At 72.8% G+C, this 16,424-nt stretch carries 17 protein-coding genes; 5 read left to right on the top strand and 12 right to left on the bottom strand.

Going from position 1 to position 16,424, the window contains the following annotated elements; genetic code table 11:
- Positions 1–102: 102 nt before the first annotated feature.
- Together ABEA81_RS25040 and ABEA81_RS25035 are read right to left on the bottom strand one after the other, a co-directional pair.
- On the bottom strand, positions 103–1,170 hold the full coding sequence (locus tag ABEA81_RS25040) for an S-adenosylmethionine:tRNA ribosyltransferase-isomerase (RefSeq protein ID WP_345607762.1): 1,068 nt from the start codon (positions 1,168–1,170) through the stop codon (positions 103–105).
- Positions 1,167–1,859: an SDR family NAD(P)-dependent oxidoreductase gene (locus ABEA81_RS25035; protein ID WP_345607761.1), complete on the bottom strand. Its 693-nt coding sequence runs from the start codon at positions 1,857–1,859 to the stop codon at positions 1,167–1,169. The genes ABEA81_RS25040 and ABEA81_RS25035 overlap by 4 nt, the downstream gene beginning before the upstream one ends.
- A 52-nt stretch (positions 1,860–1,911) precedes the next feature.
- Here ABEA81_RS25035 and soxR point away from each other — a divergent pair, with 52 nt between their 5' ends.
- Positions 1,912–2,382, top strand: coding sequence for a redox-sensitive transcriptional activator SoxR (gene soxR, locus ABEA81_RS25030; protein WP_345607760.1), 471 nt, complete (start codon positions 1,912–1,914; stop codon positions 2,380–2,382).
- 74 nt (positions 2,383–2,456) lie between these two features.
- Here the strand turns inward: soxR and ABEA81_RS25025 are convergent, their stop codons facing one another.
- A complete protein-coding gene (locus ABEA81_RS25025) occupies positions 2,457–3,581 on the bottom strand; it encodes a polysaccharide pyruvyl transferase family protein (protein WP_345607759.1) in 1,125 nt (374 codons plus the stop codon).
- A gap of 243 nt (positions 3,582–3,824) precedes the next feature.
- Complete coding sequence (locus ABEA81_RS25020) at positions 3,825–4,598, bottom strand: TetR family transcriptional regulator (protein ID WP_345607758.1); 774 nt, start codon at positions 4,596–4,598, stop codon at positions 3,825–3,827.
- 57 nt (positions 4,599–4,655) lie between these two features.
- Here ABEA81_RS25020 and ABEA81_RS25015 point away from each other — a divergent pair, with 57 nt between their 5' ends.
- The gene (locus ABEA81_RS25015; RefSeq protein WP_345607757.1) at positions 4,656–5,390 is read left to right on the top strand and encodes a tyrosine-protein phosphatase; all 735 of its coding nucleotides are present in this window, start codon (positions 4,656–4,658) and stop codon (positions 5,388–5,390) included.
- A 15-nt stretch (positions 5,391–5,405) separates the two neighbouring features.
- Here ABEA81_RS25015 and ABEA81_RS25010 read toward each other — a convergent pair whose 3' ends face one another.
- Together ABEA81_RS25010 and ABEA81_RS25005 are read right to left on the bottom strand one after the other, a co-directional pair.
- Complete coding sequence (locus ABEA81_RS25010) at positions 5,406–5,798, bottom strand: cupin domain-containing protein (RefSeq protein WP_345607756.1); 393 nt, start codon at positions 5,796–5,798, stop codon at positions 5,406–5,408.
- Entirely contained in the window at positions 5,798–6,223 is a 426-nt protein-coding gene (locus ABEA81_RS25005; RefSeq protein ID WP_345607755.1) for a hypothetical protein, read from the bottom strand. Before ABEA81_RS25005 ends, ABEA81_RS25010 begins: the two co-directional genes overlap by 1 nt.
- 86 nt (positions 6,224–6,309) lie before the next feature.
- Between ABEA81_RS25005 and ABEA81_RS25000 the strand changes: the two genes are divergently transcribed.
- Positions 6,310–7,104 carry a helix-turn-helix domain-containing protein gene (locus tag ABEA81_RS25000; RefSeq protein ID WP_345607754.1) on the top strand — a complete coding sequence of 265 codons (795 nt, stop codon included), beginning with the start codon at positions 6,310–6,312 and terminating at the stop codon, positions 7,102–7,104.
- Between the two features lie 423 nt (positions 7,105–7,527).
- On the opposite strand, the gene ABEA81_RS24995 is transcribed toward ABEA81_RS25000, so the two are convergent.
- Positions 7,528–7,920, bottom strand: coding sequence for a hypothetical protein (locus tag ABEA81_RS24995; RefSeq protein ID WP_345607753.1), 393 nt, complete (start codon positions 7,918–7,920; stop codon positions 7,528–7,530).
- 7 nt (positions 7,921–7,927) lie between these two features.
- Entirely contained in the window at positions 7,928–8,170 is a 243-nt protein-coding gene (locus ABEA81_RS24990) for a hypothetical protein (protein WP_345607751.1), read from the bottom strand.
- 121 nt (positions 8,171–8,291) lie between these two features.
- Here ABEA81_RS24990 and ABEA81_RS24985 point away from each other — a divergent pair, with 121 nt between their 5' ends.
- Both ABEA81_RS24985 and ABEA81_RS24980 read left to right on the top strand, forming a co-directional pair.
- The gene (locus ABEA81_RS24985; RefSeq protein ID WP_345607750.1) at positions 8,292–9,473 is read left to right on the top strand and encodes an acyl-CoA dehydrogenase family protein; all 1,182 of its coding nucleotides are present in this window, start codon (positions 8,292–8,294) and stop codon (positions 9,471–9,473) included.
- A 7-nt stretch (positions 9,474–9,480) separates the two neighbouring features.
- Entirely contained in the window at positions 9,481–10,497 is a 1,017-nt protein-coding gene (locus ABEA81_RS24980) for an acyl-CoA dehydrogenase family protein (protein ID WP_345607749.1), read from the top strand.
- Positions 10,498–10,543: 46 nt separating this feature from the next.
- Here ABEA81_RS24980 and ABEA81_RS24975 read toward each other — a convergent pair whose 3' ends face one another.
- Genes ABEA81_RS24975 through ABEA81_RS24960 form a run of 4 tightly spaced genes read right to left on the bottom strand, consistent with a single transcriptional unit; the run spans position 10,544 to position 16,251 of the window.
- Positions 10,544–12,244, bottom strand: a complete 1,701-nt coding sequence (locus tag ABEA81_RS24975; protein WP_345607748.1) for an ABC transporter family substrate-binding protein — start codon at positions 12,242–12,244, stop codon at positions 10,544–10,546.
- Positions 12,245–12,275: 31 nt separating this feature from the next.
- Positions 12,276–14,330, bottom strand: a complete 2,055-nt coding sequence (locus tag ABEA81_RS24970; RefSeq protein WP_345607747.1) for an ABC transporter ATP-binding protein — start codon at positions 14,328–14,330, stop codon at positions 12,276–12,278.
- Positions 14,327–15,265, bottom strand: a complete 939-nt coding sequence (locus ABEA81_RS24965; protein ID WP_345607746.1) for an ABC transporter permease — start codon at positions 15,263–15,265, stop codon at positions 14,327–14,329. Before ABEA81_RS24965 ends, ABEA81_RS24970 begins: the two co-directional genes overlap by 4 nt.
- Positions 15,262–16,251 (bottom strand): ABC transporter permease, encoded by a 990-nt coding sequence (locus ABEA81_RS24960; protein ID WP_345607745.1) that lies wholly within the window; start codon positions 16,249–16,251, stop codon positions 15,262–15,264. Before ABEA81_RS24960 ends, ABEA81_RS24965 begins: the two co-directional genes overlap by 4 nt.
- Positions 16,252–16,424 lie beyond the last annotated feature (173 nt).

The raw sequence follows: 16,424 nt of genomic DNA, 5'->3' as shown, positions 1-16,424 counted from the left end.
GCAGTGCTCGGACAAGTGGTGACAGTGCATTTCACCGCAGCTCACGTGCCGTTCGGCGGCTCGAGGCAACCGGTGGGGAAGATCGGGTTTCGCGACGAACGGTCACCCAGGGCGACGAACGGATTGCGCCGGGAGGAGCAGGCAGGAGTCGCCGAACTCGTGCCAGCGGTACCCCAGTTCCAGGGCGGCCGCATAGGCCCTCGTGACCAGGCGCGGACCCGCCACGGCCTCGAGCAGCGACAGGTGCGACGCCCCCGGTTCGTGCCACCCGGTGACCAGGCCGTCGACGACGCGGGCGGGACGCCCGGGCCCGAGCACGAGGTGCGTCCACCCCGCGGCCGCGCGGACCCGCCCGCCCGGTGCGGCGACCGTCTCGAGCGCCCGCGTGGTCGTGGTGCCGACGGCGACGATCCGCCCGCCCGCCGCCCGCGTGGCGTTCACGGCATCCGCGGTCTCCTCCGGGACCCGGTAGCGCTCGGGCAGCGGCGCCTCCCCGGCCTCGAGCGACGACACCCCCGTGTGCAGCACGACCCGCGCGACACCGATGCCCCGGGCGTGGAGGGCCTGCAGCACCGCGGGCGTGAACGGGCGGCCCGCGCTCGGCATCTCGGCGCTGCCGAACTCCGCCTCCGCGCGCGCGTACACCGTCCGGTACGCGTCGAGGGGCCACGGCCGGGGCACGTACGGGTAGCGGATCGGCCGGCCGACCTCCGCGAGCCACGGCCGCAGCCCGCCCGCCACCGGGATCCGCGCCCGCCACAGCCTGCTGCCCGACACCACCCGCGGATCGGGGTGGCCGGTCAGCAACGTGGCCACCACGCCGCACGGCAGCGCGATGCCCTCACCCGCGGCCCCGTCGGTCACCCGGTGACCGTCGGGGGTGCGCAGCTCGACGACGTGCAGCTGGTCCGGGGCGGGGCCGGACACGTGCACCGTGACGGGCGTGCCGTCCGCGCGGTGGCCGTCGACGGCGGCCGGCTCCGTGTCGGAGGTGTTGACGACGACGAGGTCGCCGTGGCGCAGCGCGGCCGGAAGCGCGGCGAAGGTCGTGTGCCGCACCGGGCCGCGCGCCCGGGCGACGAGCAGCCGCACCCCGTCGCGGGCGAGCCCGCGGACCTCGGGCGGCTCGGAGGCCGACAGCTCGGGCGGCACCGTGAACGTGGTCGTCACCGGGGGCTCTCCGCGAGGAGGTCCGCCGCCCGGTACCGGCCGCTGGGGAGCCGCTCGTCGAGCAGGCGCAGCAGCGACGGCACGACGGCCTCCGGCTCCGGGCGGTCGGAGATGTCCTCGCCCGGGAAGGCGCGCTGGTGCATCGCGGTGCGCATGTCGCCGGGGTCGAAGGCGTGCACCCGCAGGTCCGGCTCCTCGACCGCGAGCACGGCGGCGAGGTGGTCGAGCGCGGCCTTGGCGGCCCCGTAGCCGCCCCATCCCGCGTACGCCTCCACGGCGGCGTCCGAGCTGAGCGTCACGACCGTTCCGGCGACGGACGCGCGCAGCAGCGGCAGGGCGAGCTGGGTGAGCGCGAGCGGGGCGAGCACGGTGGTCTCCAGGACGGCCCGCAGCGCGTCGAGCGGATACCGCTCCAGTGCGGGCAGCGGCGACGGGCCGAGCTCGCCGGCGTTGTGCACGAGCAGGTCGAGGCGCCCGCCGGCGGCGGCCACGAGCTCGGCGCGGAACGCCGGGTCGGTGACGTCGCCGGGCAGGGCGACCACGCCGGGCAGGGGCGCGGTGGCGGCCCGCAGCCGGTCGGCGTCGCGCGCGCACGCGATCACGGTGGTGCCGCGGGCGCTGAGCGCGGTGGCCAGGGCGAGGCCGAAGCCCTGGCCCGCGCCGGTGACGATGGCGGTGACGGTGGTCATGCCTGTACCGTGCGACTTGAAGTCAGGTTCAGGTCAAGGAGGAGACGGCCCGGTGGACACGAAGGACCTGCTCACCATCGGGGAGGTGGCACACCGCAGCGGCTTCCCCCAGTCGGCGCTGCGGTACTACGAGCGCGAGGGGCTGCTCACGACGACCCGGACGTCGGGCGGGCAGCGCCGCTACGAGCGATCGGTGCTGCGCAGGCTCGCGTTCATCCGCGCCGCCCGCACCATCGGGGTCGGGCTGGACGAGGTCCGCGAAGGCCTAGACCAGCTGCCCGACGGGCGCACTCCGACGAAGGCGGACTGGTCCCGGCTGTCGAAGTCGTGGCGCGGGCGCCTCGACGAGCAGATCCAGGCCCTCGTCGCCCTGCGGGACGGCCTGAACTCGTGCATCGGCTGCGGCTGCCTGTCGCTCAAGCGCTGCCGGCTGTACAACCCGGGGGACCGGGTGTCGGAACTGGGACCGGGCGCGCGCTTGCTGCCCCCGATGCTCCGCCGGACGCCCGCGGACGGGGTCTAGCCGCGATCTAGCCGACGTCAGCAAAGCCACTTTCACGACGTCAGGCGTCATGAAGGTGGCTTTGCTGACAACGCTCAGGAGGAGAGCAGGCGCGGGCGGGCCGACCAGCGCGCGGGCAGCGTCTGGTCCACCCAGGCGTGCAGGTCCTCCACCGGCGGGCGGGTGCTGATCGCCGACTGCTCGTGCTCGGCGAGGAACGCCGTGGTGCGCTCCTCCCAGCCGACGCCGAGGCACGGGACGCCCATGGAGACGGCGAAGATCAGGGAGTGGATGCGCAGGCCGAACAGCGCGTCGGCCTCCCCGACCACGGCCTTGGCCAGGGTGGGCTCCAGCTGGGGGCCGAGCACGGGCACCTTGCGCCCGAGGCGCTCGCCCAGCTCCGTGATGAGCACCTCGTCGCGGCGGGCGAGGCCGAGGCCGTAGTCGGCGTGGGTGCTGATCGCCAGGCCCGCGACCGCGCCGCCGCGCTCGATCCAGCGGCGACCGAGGATCTCCGCCGCGTCCTGCAGCGCGTCGACGAGGATCGGGTTGGGCAGCGCCTTGGGCGCGACGAGCAGCAGCGGAACCGCCGGGTCGACGCCCGCGGCGGCCAGCGCGCGCCGTGCGTCGGCGGGCGGAGCGGGCTTGAGGCCCATCGCGAGGTCGCCCACCACGGGCGCCACGATCCGGTCGCCGAGCACGGCGGCGGACACCTCGTCCCGCACGCTGATCCGGCCCGGCTTGCGCACCGAGCGGCGCAGCAGGTCGAGCACGCGGTCCGGCGTGCCGGGGTAGACCCCGATCGCCAGGTAGGTGATGTCGCGGCCACGGGCCGTGGCGGCCCACACGATCGCGGGGAGGGCCTTCACCAACGAGGACGAGCCGGTGCCGAAGAGCCCGCCACCGACCACGGCGATCCCGTCGCACCACTTGAGCGACCTGACGAAGGGGATGCCCTCCATCGCGACGGCGGGCACGCGGTGCAGCGCCTCCACCATCCGCGGGTTGCGCGACACCACGCGCACCTCGGTGTCCTCGGGCAGCTCCTGCAACGTGCGGGCGAGCATGGCCTCGTCACCGGTGTTGCCGTTGCCGAAGTTCCCGATGATGAGCACGCGCGTGGCGCGTGGTGTGGCCGCCTTGGCGTTCTCCTCGGCGGCGTGCCGCCTGCCGAGGTTGGCGAGCTGCTGGCGAATCAGGTTGGCGCGGGGGTCCGTCATCGATTCCCTCGGGTCCGTGGCGGCGACTCTGTGTGACCTTCGTTGGTCACTCATTCGCCGCAGCCTACGGTGTGGCCCGCGGAACTCGTTCAGCACGTGCGCCCCCTCGTCGGGCGCGAATCGGTCCGTGATCAGCCGGCAGGGCCGGGACCAGCGTCGACCGCTCGTGGACGAGGATCCGGCGGCGCCGCCGGATCGGCGGACCCGGGCAATTCGCCGGACCTGATGGAGTGATCACCACGATCAGGCCGCGACGGCTCGGAGGTAGGCGGTGGCGAGCGTCTCGGCGATCTCCTCCACGGACGGTAGTTCCGTGCCGGGAGTCGTCTCCAGCGTCGGGCGCAGCAGCATGTGCGTGGCGATCGGGCCGAGCAGGAGCTGGACGAGGATCGGGAACGGGAGCGGCTGCAGCCTGCCGGCCGTGATGTGCGTGCCGAGCAGCGCCCAGAGGCTCTCCGAGGTGCGCGGGACCATCGCCTTGAGCATCGCGTGGCCCGGTCCGCCGGGCCGCCCGCAGGCGTCGGCGAAGATCGCCGGCAGCACGCGCGGCTCGCGCGCGAACGCGGTGATGATGGCGCGGTGCACCTCGCGCACGAGCTCGGTGAGGTCGTCCGGCGGGTCGGCGGCGAGCGCCTCGAGGTCGGGCAGCGGGCCGTACCGGTCGAACACCGCGGTGAGCAAGCCGTCCCGCCCGTCGAAGAGGCCGTGCAGGGTGGGTAGGGCGCAGTCGGCGGCCGCGGCGACGGCGTCGAGCGTGGTAGCGCCGAGGCCCTGCTCGGCGATGAGCGTGGCAGCGGCCGCGATCGCGCGTTCCTTGGCGGGTGGACGGCCCCCCGGGTCGACGCCCGCCCGCCGCACCGCCTCGTCCAACGGCGCCCGGGTGCCGCCGAGCCGGCGCAGCAGCGTGCTGCGGGACACGCCCGCCGCGGCGGCGATCGCCGCGAGCGGCACATCCGCGACGTCGCGGCCGCGTGCGCGCGCCGCCGCCAGCGCCGCCGCCACCAGTTCCTGCTCCACGTGACACACGATACTTGGTCATGTCTGATGCGGTTCCGTCATGCGAGGGTGAAAGGCGTGGCTGCACCCGTGGATCGCTGGCTCGCCCTGGAAGGTCTCGACAACATCCGCGACGTCGGCGGCCTGCCGCTGCGCGACGGCGGTGCCACCCGCAGCGGGGTCCTGCTGCGCAGCGCGTCCCTGCGGTACTGCACCCCGTCCGACATCACGCACCTGGTCGACGAGTTCGGCCTGCGGCTCGTGATCGACCTGCGCACGCAGCGGGAACGGGAGCAGTCCGTGAGCCCCACGGCGTTCGCGGACGCGGGCGTGGAGACCCTGGCCCTGAGCTTCATCCCCGAGGAAGGCCGCGAGCTCCCGGAGACCGAGGACGACGTCGACCCGCTGGTCCACATCTACCTCGGCTACCTGCGCGACCGCGCCGACAACGTCGTCACGGCCGTGCGGCGGCTCGCCGCCGCCGGTCCGACCCTCGTGCACTGCGCTGCGGGCAAGGACCGCACCGGCGTGTTCACGGCGCTGGTGCTGGACGCCGTGGGCGTCGAGCGCGACGCCGTGGTGGCCGACTACGCGCTCTCCGGAGAGCGGATCGAGGCGCTGTTCCGGCGCTGGACGGCGGCGTCGGGTGATCCGATGCCCGACGACCTCACGCCGCACCTGCCGCGCGCCGAGGCCATGGCCGCCGTGCTCGACCACCTCGACAGCGAGCACGGCGGCGCGGCGGGCTGGCTGCGCGCGCACGGCCTGGAGGAGCACTCGCTGACCCGGCTCCGGGAACGCCTCGCGGGCTGACGCCCCCGCGTGGCCTCAGGCGGTTCGCCCCGGCGAGGCCGGCACGAACAGCGCCTCGAAGGGCGGATCTCCGGCGCCGACCGTGACGTGCCCGGCGCCGGTGGTGTCGGCGGCGAGCACGAGGTCGCCAGGGCCGAACCGGCGGGTGGCGCCCCCGGTGACCCGCACCTCGATGACCCCGCGGAGCATCACGACCCACTGCTCCCGCGGCGCCGGGTGGGGTGCGCTGTCGAACGCGGCGCTGCGCACGACCACCACACCGCCCGTGGCCGGCACGCCGGCGACCGCCATGGGCGGCACCCCGTCGACGACGTGCCGCTCGGCGAGCCGGATCTCGTCGTCCTCGAAGACCGAGCCGCCCTCGTCGGTGCGGGTGATCCTCGTGAAGCGCACGGACTCCGCGGGCATCAGCCGACGTACTGGTGATCGGTGCGGATCCGGCCGTCGTCGTCGAGGGCCAGGACGTCCAGCCCGCCGCCCACGGTCTCGCCGCCGGCGGTCGCCACCATCGACCAGCGGACGCCGATCACCCGGTGCGTCAGGACGGTCGGGACCCCGTCCGCCTCGAAGTGGTGCTCGCCCGCCGCGACGAACATCTCGTGGGCGCGGGCCACCCGGGCCTCCAGCGCGTCGAGGCCGCGGACCTCGAGCGACGGCGCGGGTACGGCGAGGCTCGCCGCCGCGTCGCGGACCGCCTGGAGTGGGTTGACCAGCACGTGGAGGGCGTCGTCCGCCCACAGCTCGCGGATCCGCTCGTGGCGTGCCGCCGGGTCGGGCTCGTTCCACTGGGCGACGTAGCTCTCGGCCACGGCCTGCACATCGGGGTTGCTCATGGGCGGAACTCTGCTGGCCCAGCCGCGCCCTGGCGATTCCCTGCAGGGAATCGGCCACGAGTGGCCTTCGGAGTATCACTGGTGCCGTGACGGCGTCCGTGGACTCTCATCGATTCGCGAGCGAGCTGCGACGCTGGCGGTGGCGGCGCAACTGGAGCCAGCTCGACCTCGCGATCAAGGCCGATACGACCCAGCGCCACCTGAGCTTCCTGGAGCAGGGGCGGTCGCGGCCGGGGCGGGCGATGGTCGTGCGGCTCGCGGAGTCCCTGGGCCTGTCGCTGCGCGAGCGCAACGAGCTCCTGCTCGCGGCGGGCTTCGCGCCCGTCTACTCCGAATCGCGGCTGGACGGCCCCGAGCTCGGCGCGGTGCGGGCGGCACTGGACGGCATCCTCGACGGGCACATGCCGTATCCGGCGGTCGTCGTCCGGCCGTACGGCGAGCTGGTCGCGGCCAACCCGGCGCTGGCCGTCCTCACCGAAGGGGCCGCGCCCGAGTTGCTGCAGCCACCGGTCAACGTCCTCCGCCTCGCGCTGCACCCCCTCGGGATGGCCCCGCGCGTCGAGAACCTGGCCGAGTGGGGCCGCCACATCACCGGCAGCCTGCGGGACGAGCAGCGGCGAAGCCCGGATCCCCGCCTGGACGCGCTCATCGGCGAGCTGGACGCCTACCTGCCCCCGATGGAACCGCACGCAGGCCACCTCGGGTTCGCCGTGCCGCTCCGGCTGCGCGTGGCCGGAGGCGAGCTGCGCCTCATCACCACGCTGACGTCCTTCGCGACAGCCGTCGACGTCACACTGTCCGAGCTGCGCCTGGAGGCGTTCCTCCCGGCGGACGAGGGGACGGCCACCATCCTCCGGAACCGCACCTCGGAGCCCTACTAGGTGGTTGATTCCTGGGTTCTCAATGGTCGCGGGCGATCGGGGAGCGCTCGACGGGGGCGTCGGCCGTGCACGTGGTGTCGTCCGAGGGGCGGCACGCGCACCGGATCGCCGACCAAGGCGAAATGGTGGCCGAATGATCTCCGGGAGCGACCATCCGCCCTCGGTCACCGCTCCGAGGCAGCCATCTGCCCTTGATCGCTGCGGTGGCCCCGGTTGCGGCCCCGGCCCGGTGCGACCGCTTCCTGGCGGCGCCGCACGGACCGTCGGGCAGGCCCTGGCCTGCCCGCACTGCTGTGGTGTAGGGGCCGCGGAGGCTCGGAGGTCACGGGGCGCGCAGCGACGCCGGAGGCGTCCTCGAGCTGCGAGGGGCGGCCCGGAGAAGGGCCGCTAGCCCGGCACCACAGCTCCACGCTGTGCGTCCGCCTACGGGAGCTCCTCGATCGCCACCGTCGTGTCCAGCTTGCGCAGGGCGGCCGGATCACCGGTGACCGCGGGCCAGCCGCGGCGCTTGGCGCTGGCGGCCACCTGGCCCGCCACGATGTCGTCGTGCCCGGACGCGGCCAGCAGCAGGCCGGACTCGTGCGCCGATACCGAGCCCAGCTCGTCGATCACGGTGTTGGGCAGGTCGAGCAGCACCCGCAGGGCCGGGTGGTGCTCGGGCTCGAGCATCGACCACGCGCGGCCGAGCGCGGCGCTCGGCACCGCCAGCACGATGTTCTCCTCGACGGCCGCCCACACCAGGGCGCGCACGTACACGGGGCGCCCGATGGCGAAGGCGGCGAGCGCGCTGGCGTCGAGGACGCGCCCGCCGATCATGCGCGCATCAGACGGCGGCGGCCCGTCGCACCAGGCGCAGGGTCCGTCGCGCCTCCGCCAGCTCGTCGGGAGGCGGAGGGCCGCCGTAGAGGTCGGCGAGCGCGGCCAGGGATCGGTCGCGCATCTGCCGCGCCGACACGGCCTCGGCGATGTAGGAGGAGACGCTCCGCGCGGCCCCGCGCCGCACGGCGTTGCGGGCCTCGGCCACCAGATCGGCCGGCAGGCTCACCGTCACCCGCTCAGTGCGCATATCCGGAGAGTACCCGGCAACGCCGCGCACCCTCACCCACCGTGCCGGGAGGGGCGCAGGTTACCCGTGGGTATGCCAAGGTGGGTGGCAGTGGCACGGGCATGCGCGCGAGGAGGCCGCGATGGACCTGACGTACACCGCAGCGGAGGAGGAGTTCCGCCGCGAGCTGCGGTCGTGGCTCCGGGCGAACATCCCCGAGGAGTGGACCCGCCCCGGGTTCTGGGAGTCGCTCGACGCGGATGAGAGCTTCCGGCTGCGGCGGGACTGGGAGCGGGACAAGGCCGAAGCCGGGTTCGCCGGGATCGCGTGGCCCACCGAGTACGGCGGGCGGGGCGGTACGCCGGGCATGAAGGCGATCTACGACGAGGAGATGGTGCGGGCGAACGCGCCCCGCACCGCCAACGGGCTGGGGCTGACCTTCCTGGCGCCCACCGTCATGGCGATCGGCACCGACGCGCAGAAGAAGGAGATCATCGGGCCGATGCTGCGCAACGAGGTGATCTGGTGCCAGGGCTTCTCCGAGCCGGGCGCCGGGTCCGACCTCGCGGCGATCTCCACCCGTGGCGTCCGCGACGGCAGTGCGGCGAGTGACGACTTCGTCGTCAACGGGCAGAAGGTGTGGACCACCAACGCCGTGCACGGCGACAAGATCTTCACGCTGGTCCGGACCGAGCCCGGCTCGCAGCGCCACCGGGGCCTCTCGATGCTGCTCATCGACATGCACCAGTCCGGCGTGGACGCCCGCCCGCTCAAGCAGATGAGCGGTGCGAGCGAGTTCGGCGAGGTGTTCTTCGACGACGCCCGGGTCCCGGCCACCGACTGCCTCGGCGAGATCGGCGAGGGCTGGCGCACCGCGATGCTGCTGCTGTCGTTCGAGCGCGGGGCGTCCGGGATCGCGCAGTACACCGAGTTCCGGCGGCAGTACGACGAGATCGCCGCCGTCGCGAAGCGGCTGGGCCGCGACCGCGACCCGGTGGTCCGCGCGAAGCTCGCCCGCGTGCTCACCGAGCTCGAGTGCCTGCGGCTGCACGCCATGCACGTGCTCACCCAGGTCGAGCAGGGCCGGGACCTCGGCTTCGAGGCGTCGATGACGAAGCTGCAGTGGTCGGAGACGTACCAGGACCTCTGGGAGGTCTTCGACGACGTCCTCGGCGAGGACGCCACCCTCGACGCGATCGACGGGCTGGACCTGCGGCCGCTGCACGCGCAGGCGATGTGGTCCCGTTCGGTCACGATCTGGGGCGGTTCGTCCCAGGTGCAGCGCAACGTCACCGCCGAGCGGGTGCTCGGCCTGCCGCGGTAGGAGCGTCATGTTCTTCGCACTCACCGACGACCAGCGCGAGTTCGACGCGACCGTGCGCGGCTACCTCGCCGAGCGGTTCGACCTGGACGCCGTGCGCGCCGTCGTCGAGGACACGGACGGCGACGGGCACCCGGCCTCGCTCTGGAAGGCGGCGGGCGAGCAGGGCTGGCTCGCCGTCCTCGTGCCCGAGGAGCACGACGGGCTCGGCCTGGGTCTCGTCGCGGCCCAGGTGATCGCCAGGGCACTCGGCGCGGGGGCGGCGCCCGGGCCGTGGCGCGGCACGGTGCTGGCGGCCGAGGCGGTGCGGTTGGCCGGCTCCGACGACCAGAAGGGCTCGTGGCTCCCCCGGTTCGCCGCAGGCGAGGCCGTCGGGGCGATCACCCTGCGCGGCGGCGCGCCCGGTGTGCTTCCCGCCGTCGAGTACGGGGCGGTGGCCGACGTGGTCGTGGCGCGCTCCGGCGGCGGGCTGGCGCTCGTCGAGGGTGCGCGGGCCACCCCGCGCGGGTCCTACGACGGCACCACCCGGCTGGCCGACCTCGACGCGGGGGAGGGCGCCGCGCTGCCCGGCGCCACCGCCGAGGTGGTGGACGACCTGGCCGCCCGGGCCACCGTCCTCGTGGCGGCCGACCTGGTGGGTGTGGCGCGCGAGGCGATCACCCGCACGGTCGCCTACGACCGTGAACGCCAGCAGTTCGGCGTGCCCGTCGGGTCGTTCCAGGCGATCAAGCACGCGCTGGCCGACCTGCACGTCGGCGTCACCATGGCCGAGCACGCGGCGCTCTACGCCGCGCACGCCGTGGACGAGCGGCTCCCGGACGCGCCGCTCGCCGTCAGCGTGGCGAAGGCGAAGGCGAGCGACGTGGCGCTGCAGGCCACCGCCGCGATGATCCAGTACCACGGCGGCATCGGCTACACGTGGGAGCACGAGGCGCACTTCTTCTACAAGCGCGCCAAGCGCCTCGCAGGCCAGTGGGGCGACGCCGACGCCCACCGGGAGAAGATCGCCGACCTCACCATGCCGTGAGTGGATGCGAGTGCCCCAGCACTCGCATCCGCTCACAGCCGCGGTGTCAGCCCTGCTTCTGCCAGCCGATGTTCTCCGGAGGGGTGGAGAAGAAGCGCCCGGCACCGGAGTTGGCCAGGCCGTTCTTCACCGCGTAGATCCCCACCAGGTTCACCGTCGGCATGACCCCGTAGGTCGCGAACGCCGCGGTCTCCGCCTCGGCCGCCTTGGCGTACTGCTCCTCCGGTGTGGGCAGGGCGTTCACCGAGCGGATCAGCGCGTCGTTCTTCGGGTCGTTCACCCCGGACCTGATGAACTGGGAGTCGGAGCAGTAGAGCTGGCAGATGTAGGCGAGGCCGAACGGGTCGGACTGCGAGGCGCCGGAGTAGAACATGTCGAACTGCCGGCCGGTGACGATCTTCGAGAAGTCCGAGGTCGGGACCTGGCGGATATCCATCTGGATGCCAACGTTCTTGAGCATGGCGGCGGTGCCGCCCGCCACCGCCTTGCCGATGGCGTCGTCACCGGTGTTGACGTAGGTGAACTGCAGCCGCTGGCCGTTCTTCTCCCGGATGCCGTCCGTGCCCACGGTCCAGCCTGCGGCGTCGAGGTCGCGCTTGGCCTGCTCGGGGTCGTACTGGATGACCTTGCTGAAGTTGTCGGTGTAGCCCTTCTGGAACGGGAGCAGGTTCAGGGAGCCGGCTGGGTCGGCCGTGTAGTTCAGGCCCTGGAAGTGGTACTCGGCGATCTGCCTGCGGTCGATGGCCTCGAGGACCGCCTTGCGGACCTGCGGGTCGGACAGGATCGGGCTCTGGCCGTTCAGCGTGAAGAGGTCGAGCTGCAGCGTCGGTCCCTTGCGGATCTCCGTGTCAGGGACCCCGGTGACCTGCGCCAGCTGGTCCTTGCCGTTGACGGCCACCGCGTCGAGCTGGCCGTTGCGGAACGCGTTCACCGCGGCCACCGAGTCCATCTGGAGGAACGTCCGGGTGTCGAGTTTGCCCGGCTTGCCCCACCACTTCGGGTTGCGCTCGAAGACGATCGAGCCGTTCTGCGGGTCGTAGTTCTGGATCGTGTACGGCCCGGCGCCCCACTCCGGGTGCGGGGTGTTGACGTAGCCCTGGTTGAACACGGTGGGGTCGAGCGCCTGCGGGTGGAGCAGGTTGTCGAACAGGCCCTGCCACCACAGGTTGATCCCGTCGAACGTCACGACGGCCTGCCGGTCATCCGTGCCCCGGGTCACCGAGGTGATCCGGTCGTACCCGTCGGTGCCGGCCGGGAGGTAGGCCGGGTCCTTCCCGTTGCTCGACTTCCAGGCGGCCTCGAAGGACGTCCAGTCGATGGGCGTGCCGTCGTTGTACGTGGCCTTCGGGTTGATCGTGTACGTGACCCGGGTGTTCCCGTCGACGGTCTCCTGCTCGACGTCGGTCAGGTAGTCCGGGTTGAACACCGGGTCGCCGTCGGCGGTGAACGTGATCAGCAGCGGGTTGTACCAGTTCCAGACGTTGCGCGAGTACGCCGTCCGGTCGTTCTGCCAGACGTTCATCTGGGGCGAGAGCTCCGGCAGCGAGGTCGTGACCGTGCCGCCGTCGCGGAGGTTCTCGTACGGCTGGGGGTTGAAGGACGACTTGTCGGCCAGTGACTCGGCGGTGTCCGGGGGGCCCTCGTTCGCCGGCGAGCCGCCACAGGCGGCGAGCGCCACCAGCAGCGCGGTGGCGAGCCCGGCGGCTGCCGTCCTCTTCATCGAGATCATCGCGTTCATCGAGATCATCGCGGGCGTCCCTTGCGGATCTGGGGTGGCATCAGCGGTAGTGGCAGGCGTTGCGGTGGTCGGATCCGGCCCGGCCCGTGAGCTCGGGCCGTTCGGCGACGCAACGGGCGCGCCGGTCCTCGTCGAGCGTCACGTGCAGCGGGCACCGCGACACGAAAGCACAGCCCTGGACGGGATCGGTGGGGCTCGGCAGGTCGCCGCGCAGGACCACCCGCTCGCGGCGGCGTTCGACCTCCGGGTCGGGCACCGGGACGGCCGACAGCAGCGCCTGCGTGTACGGGTGCTGCGGGTCGTCGAACAGGTCGTCGACGGAGCCGATCTCGACGATCCGGCCCAGGTACATGACGGCGACCCGGTCCGAGATGTGCCGCACGACCGCCAGGTCGTGCGCGACGAACAGGTACGCGAGCCCGAGCCGCGCCTTCAGCTCGTTCAGGAGGTTGATCACCCCGGCCTGGATGGAGACGTCCAGCGCCGAGACCGGCTCGTCGAGCACGACGAGCGCCGGGTTGGTGGCGAGCGCCCTGGCGATGCCGATGCGCTGGCGCTGACCGCCGGAGAACGCCGCGGGGAAGCGGTCGCTGTGCGCCGGGTCGAGCCCGACGAGCGTCATGAGCTCGTCGACCCGGACGTCGATGGCCGCCCGGTCCGCACCGTTCACGGCGGTCAGCGGCTCGGCGAGGATGTCGGCGACGGTCATGCGCGGGTCCAGCGCGCCCATCGGGTCCTGGAACACCATCTGCAACCGCCTGCGCAGCTCGCGCTCCTCGCCGCGACCCCCGATCCCGGCGACGTCGACCCCGCCGACGCGGATGCTCCCGCTCTCCGGCGGGCGCAGCTTCATGATCTCGAGCAGGGTCGTGGTCTTCCCGCACCCCGACTCGCCGACGAGCCCGAGCGTCTCGCCCTCGCGGATGTCGAGGTCGACCTCCGCCACCGCCCGCACGGAGCCGACCCTGCGCTTCAGGATCGCGCCCTTGCGCAGCGGGAAGGTCTTGCTCACCCCGGACAGCTCGAGCACGCTCGCGCGCCGTTCCCGCGGCACGGCGTCCAGCCGAGCCGTGGCCGGCGGCCGGAGCGGGTAGACGTCCGCCCCGTCGATCCGTCGGTCGTGGATCTCGCCCGCGCGGATGCACGCCACGCGATGCCCACCCTCGCCGGTCTCCAGGAGCGGCGGCTCGGCCTCCGCGCACGCCGGGACCGCCACCGGACAGCGCGGCCGGAACGGGCAGCCCGGCGGGAGGGCGATCATCGAGGGCGGCGTGCCCGTGATCGGCACCAGCGGCCCGCCGCCCGCGACGTCCACCCTGGGCACGGCGCCGAGCAGGCCGATCGTGTACGGCATGCGCGGCTCGGCGAACAGCTCGACCGCGGGCGCGGTCTCCACCGGCCGGCCCGCGTACATCACCATCACGTCGTCTGCGGTGCCCGCGACCACGCCCAGGTCGTGCGTCACGAGGATCAGCGCCGCACCGGTCTCGGCCTGCGCGAGCGCGAGGACGTCGAGGATCTGGGCCTGGACGGTGACGTCGAGGGCGGTGGTCGGCTCGTCGGCGATGATCAGGCGCGGGTCGTTGGCGATGGCGGCGGCGATCACGACCCGCTGGCGCATCCCCCCGGAGAACTCGTGCGGGAAGGACCGCGCCCGTTCCGCGGCCCGGGGGATCCCGACGAGGTCGAGCAGCTCCACGGCCCGCTTCCAGGCGGCGTCGCGGCCCATGTCCTGGTGGATCTGCAGGGCCTCGACGATCTGGTTGCCCACGCTGAAGATCGGGGTCAGCGAGGACAGCGGGTCCTGGAAGACCATGCCGATGTCCCGGCCGCGGATCGCCGACATCTCCTTGTCCTCGAGGCCGAGCAGTTCGCGGCCGTCCAGCGTGACCGAGCCCGACACGGCGGCGTACTCGGGCAGCAACCCCATGACCGCCAGCGACGTGACGGACTTCCCGGACCCGGACTCACCCACGATGCCGAGGGTCCGCCCGGGGTGCAGGTCGACGTCGACGCCGCGGACGGCCTCCACCAGCCCTGCCTCCGAGGGGAACGACACCCGCAGGTCGCGGATCGACAGGACAGGCGCCGTCATGCCCGGCCCCCGGAGCGGGACGTCGGGTCGAGCGCGTCGCGCAGGCCGTCCCCGATCAGCGCCATCGAGACGGTGAGGAGCGTGACGAGCGCCGCCGGCGCGTAGAACAGCCAGGGCGCGCTGGTGACGGTGGTGGCGCCGTCGCTGAGCATGGTGCCGAGCGACACGTCGGGTGGCTGCACGCCGAACCCGATGAACGAGAGCGCGGTCTCGCCCTGCACCGTCGCCACGACGCCGATCGTGAACGTGATGATCAGCAGGGAGCCGATGTTCGGGATGAGGTGGCGGAACACGATGCGGAACGGGCTCACCCCCATGAACCGCGCCGCCAGCACGTACTCGCGCTCGCGCAGGGACGTGGCGAGCGACCAGACGACCCGGGCGTTGTACATCCAGCCGAAGACGGTCAGCACGACGATCAGCGCACGCCAGTCGCCGCCCGCCCGCTGGGAGACCAGCGCGAGGATCAGGAACGACGGCACGACCAGCAGGAAGTGCACGATCCCGATGACCACCTGCTCGACGCGCCCGCCGAAGTACGCGGCCGTGCAGCCGACGACCGCCGCGATCACCGTGGTGAGCAGCGACACCGTGATCGCGATGACCAGCGAGCGCTGCAGCCCGTGCACCGCCTGGGCGTAGGCGTCGTTGCCGGCGCTGTTCGTCCCGAAGATGTGCTGCGGCGACGGGGCCTCCGCGAGGCTGGTGAAGTCGACGTCGCTATAGGAGTAGCTGGTGAACAGGCCACCGGCCAGCGCGAACAGCACCAGCAGGGCCAGGATCACCAGCCCGGCCACAGCGCCCCTGTTGCGCAGGAAGCGGCGCAGGTAGAGGCGGCGCCTGCTCAGTCGCCTGCCCCGCCGCGCGGCGGGCTCGTCCTCCGGCAGGACCACGTCGGGGACGACCGGTTCCAGCCCGGGCATGTTCGCGGTCATGAACCGGTCACCCGCACTCTCGGGTCGAGCGCCACCACGGTGATGTCGGCCAGGATCGCACCGATCGCCGTCATCAGCGCGCCGAACGCCGCGACGGCGACCGCACCGTGGATGTCGTTCTTGCTGATCGTCGTGGTGAAGTACTGGCCCATACCCTGCCAGGCGAAGATCGTCTCGGTGATCACGGCCCCGGTGAAGAGGGCCGGGACCGCGAACGCGATCGACGTGGCGACCGGGATCAGCGAGGTCCGCAGCCCGTGCCGGCGGATCGCCGCCTGGCGGGTGAGGCCCTTCGCCCGCGCCATCCGCACGTAGTCGGAGTTGATGGTGTCGAGCAGCAGCGAGCGCTGCAGGAGGTGGTAGCCGGCGTAGCTGATCACGGTCAGCGAGATCGTCGGCAGCACGAGGTGCTGGATCCGGTCCACGACCAGCGGCCAGAACCCCGTGATGGTGGGGGACTGCGCGCCCGCGACGTAGAGCAGGGTCGTGCCCAGCGACTGGTTGAGCGAGATCGCGAGCAGCACGACGACCAGCGACGCCACGACCGTCGGGATGTTCAGCGTGACCACCGAGAGGGCCTGGAGGAACCGGTCGGCCGTCCGGTACTGGCGCGCCGCCGTGTACACGCCGAGCGAGATGCCGATGACGGTGGAGAGGATCAGCGAGCACAGGACGAGCTGGGCGCTGACGCCGATCCGGAAGGCGATCTGGTCGTTGACGCTCTCGCCGACGGGAGAGGCGCCCCAGTCCCAGTGGAGGACGATGCCGCTGAACCAGTGCCACCACCGCTCGAGGAGCGGTGTGTCGGGGCTGAGGTTGTACTGGGAGAGCGACCGGTCGATCTGCTCAGGGGTGCGCGGCGGGCGCAACTGGAGGTAGTTCGCGCGCGGGTCCAGGAAGGCGTTCGCGAGGAAGTACGTCAGGTTCGTGGCGACGACGATCATCGCCAGCCAGCCGATCGTCTTCCTGAGCAGGTAGCGCGACACGTGGACCGGGCTCGCTCTCTCCCGTACGGCAGAACCGGGCTGCACGAGGCGGTCGCCCGTCACCGCGCCCCGTAGCCCTACCGGATGTTTGCCGGAGCGTAATCCGGTCGATCCGACGGGCGTAGGCCGGTACCTTGGGTCGTTTCCTGTGTGCTCGGTGTGAAGTGGCCGTG

The organism is Pseudonocardia adelaidensis (assembly GCF_039543345.1).
GTDB classification, from domain to species: domain Bacteria; phylum Actinomycetota; class Actinomycetes; order Mycobacteriales; family Pseudonocardiaceae; genus Pseudonocardia; species Pseudonocardia adelaidensis.
Note: the sequence above shows the minus strand (reverse complement) of the source record. Positions and strands in the feature narration are given on the sequence as shown.

Coding starts and splice junctions, on each gene's coding strand:
- ABEA81_RS25035 (WP_345607761.1), bottom strand. CDS start 1,859: ATGACCACCGTCACCGCCATCGTCACCGGCGCGGGCCAGGGCTTCGGC.
- ABEA81_RS25025 (WP_345607759.1), bottom strand. CDS start 3,581: ATGACGGACCCCCGCGCCAACCTGATTCGCCAGCAGCTCGCCAACCTC.
- ABEA81_RS25010 (WP_345607756.1), bottom strand. CDS start 5,798: ATGCCCGCGGAGTCCGTGCGCTTCACGAGGATCACCCGCACCGACGAG.
- ABEA81_RS25005 (WP_345607755.1), bottom strand. CDS start 6,223: ATGAGCAACCCCGATGTGCAGGCCGTGGCCGAGAGCTACGTCGCCCAG.
- ABEA81_RS24995 (WP_345607753.1), bottom strand. CDS start 7,920: ATGATCGGCGGGCGCGTCCTCGACGCCAGCGCGCTCGCCGCCTTCGCC.
- ABEA81_RS24990 (WP_345607751.1), bottom strand. CDS start 8,170: ATGCGCACTGAGCGGGTGACGGTGAGCCTGCCGGCCGATCTGGTGGCC.
- ABEA81_RS24985 (WP_345607750.1), top strand. CDS start 8,292: ATGGACCTGACGTACACCGCAGCGGAGGAGGAGTTCCGCCGCGAGCTG.
- ABEA81_RS24980 (WP_345607749.1), top strand. CDS start 9,481: ATGTTCTTCGCACTCACCGACGACCAGCGCGAGTTCGACGCGACCGTG.
- ABEA81_RS24975 (WP_345607748.1), bottom strand. CDS start 12,244: ATGATCTCGATGAACGCGATGATCTCGATGAAGAGGACGGCAGCCGCC.
- ABEA81_RS24970 (WP_345607747.1), bottom strand. CDS start 14,330: ATGACGGCGCCTGTCCTGTCGATCCGCGACCTGCGGGTGTCGTTCCCC.
- ABEA81_RS24965 (WP_345607746.1), bottom strand. CDS start 15,265: ATGACCGCGAACATGCCCGGGCTGGAACCGGTCGTCCCCGACGTGGTC.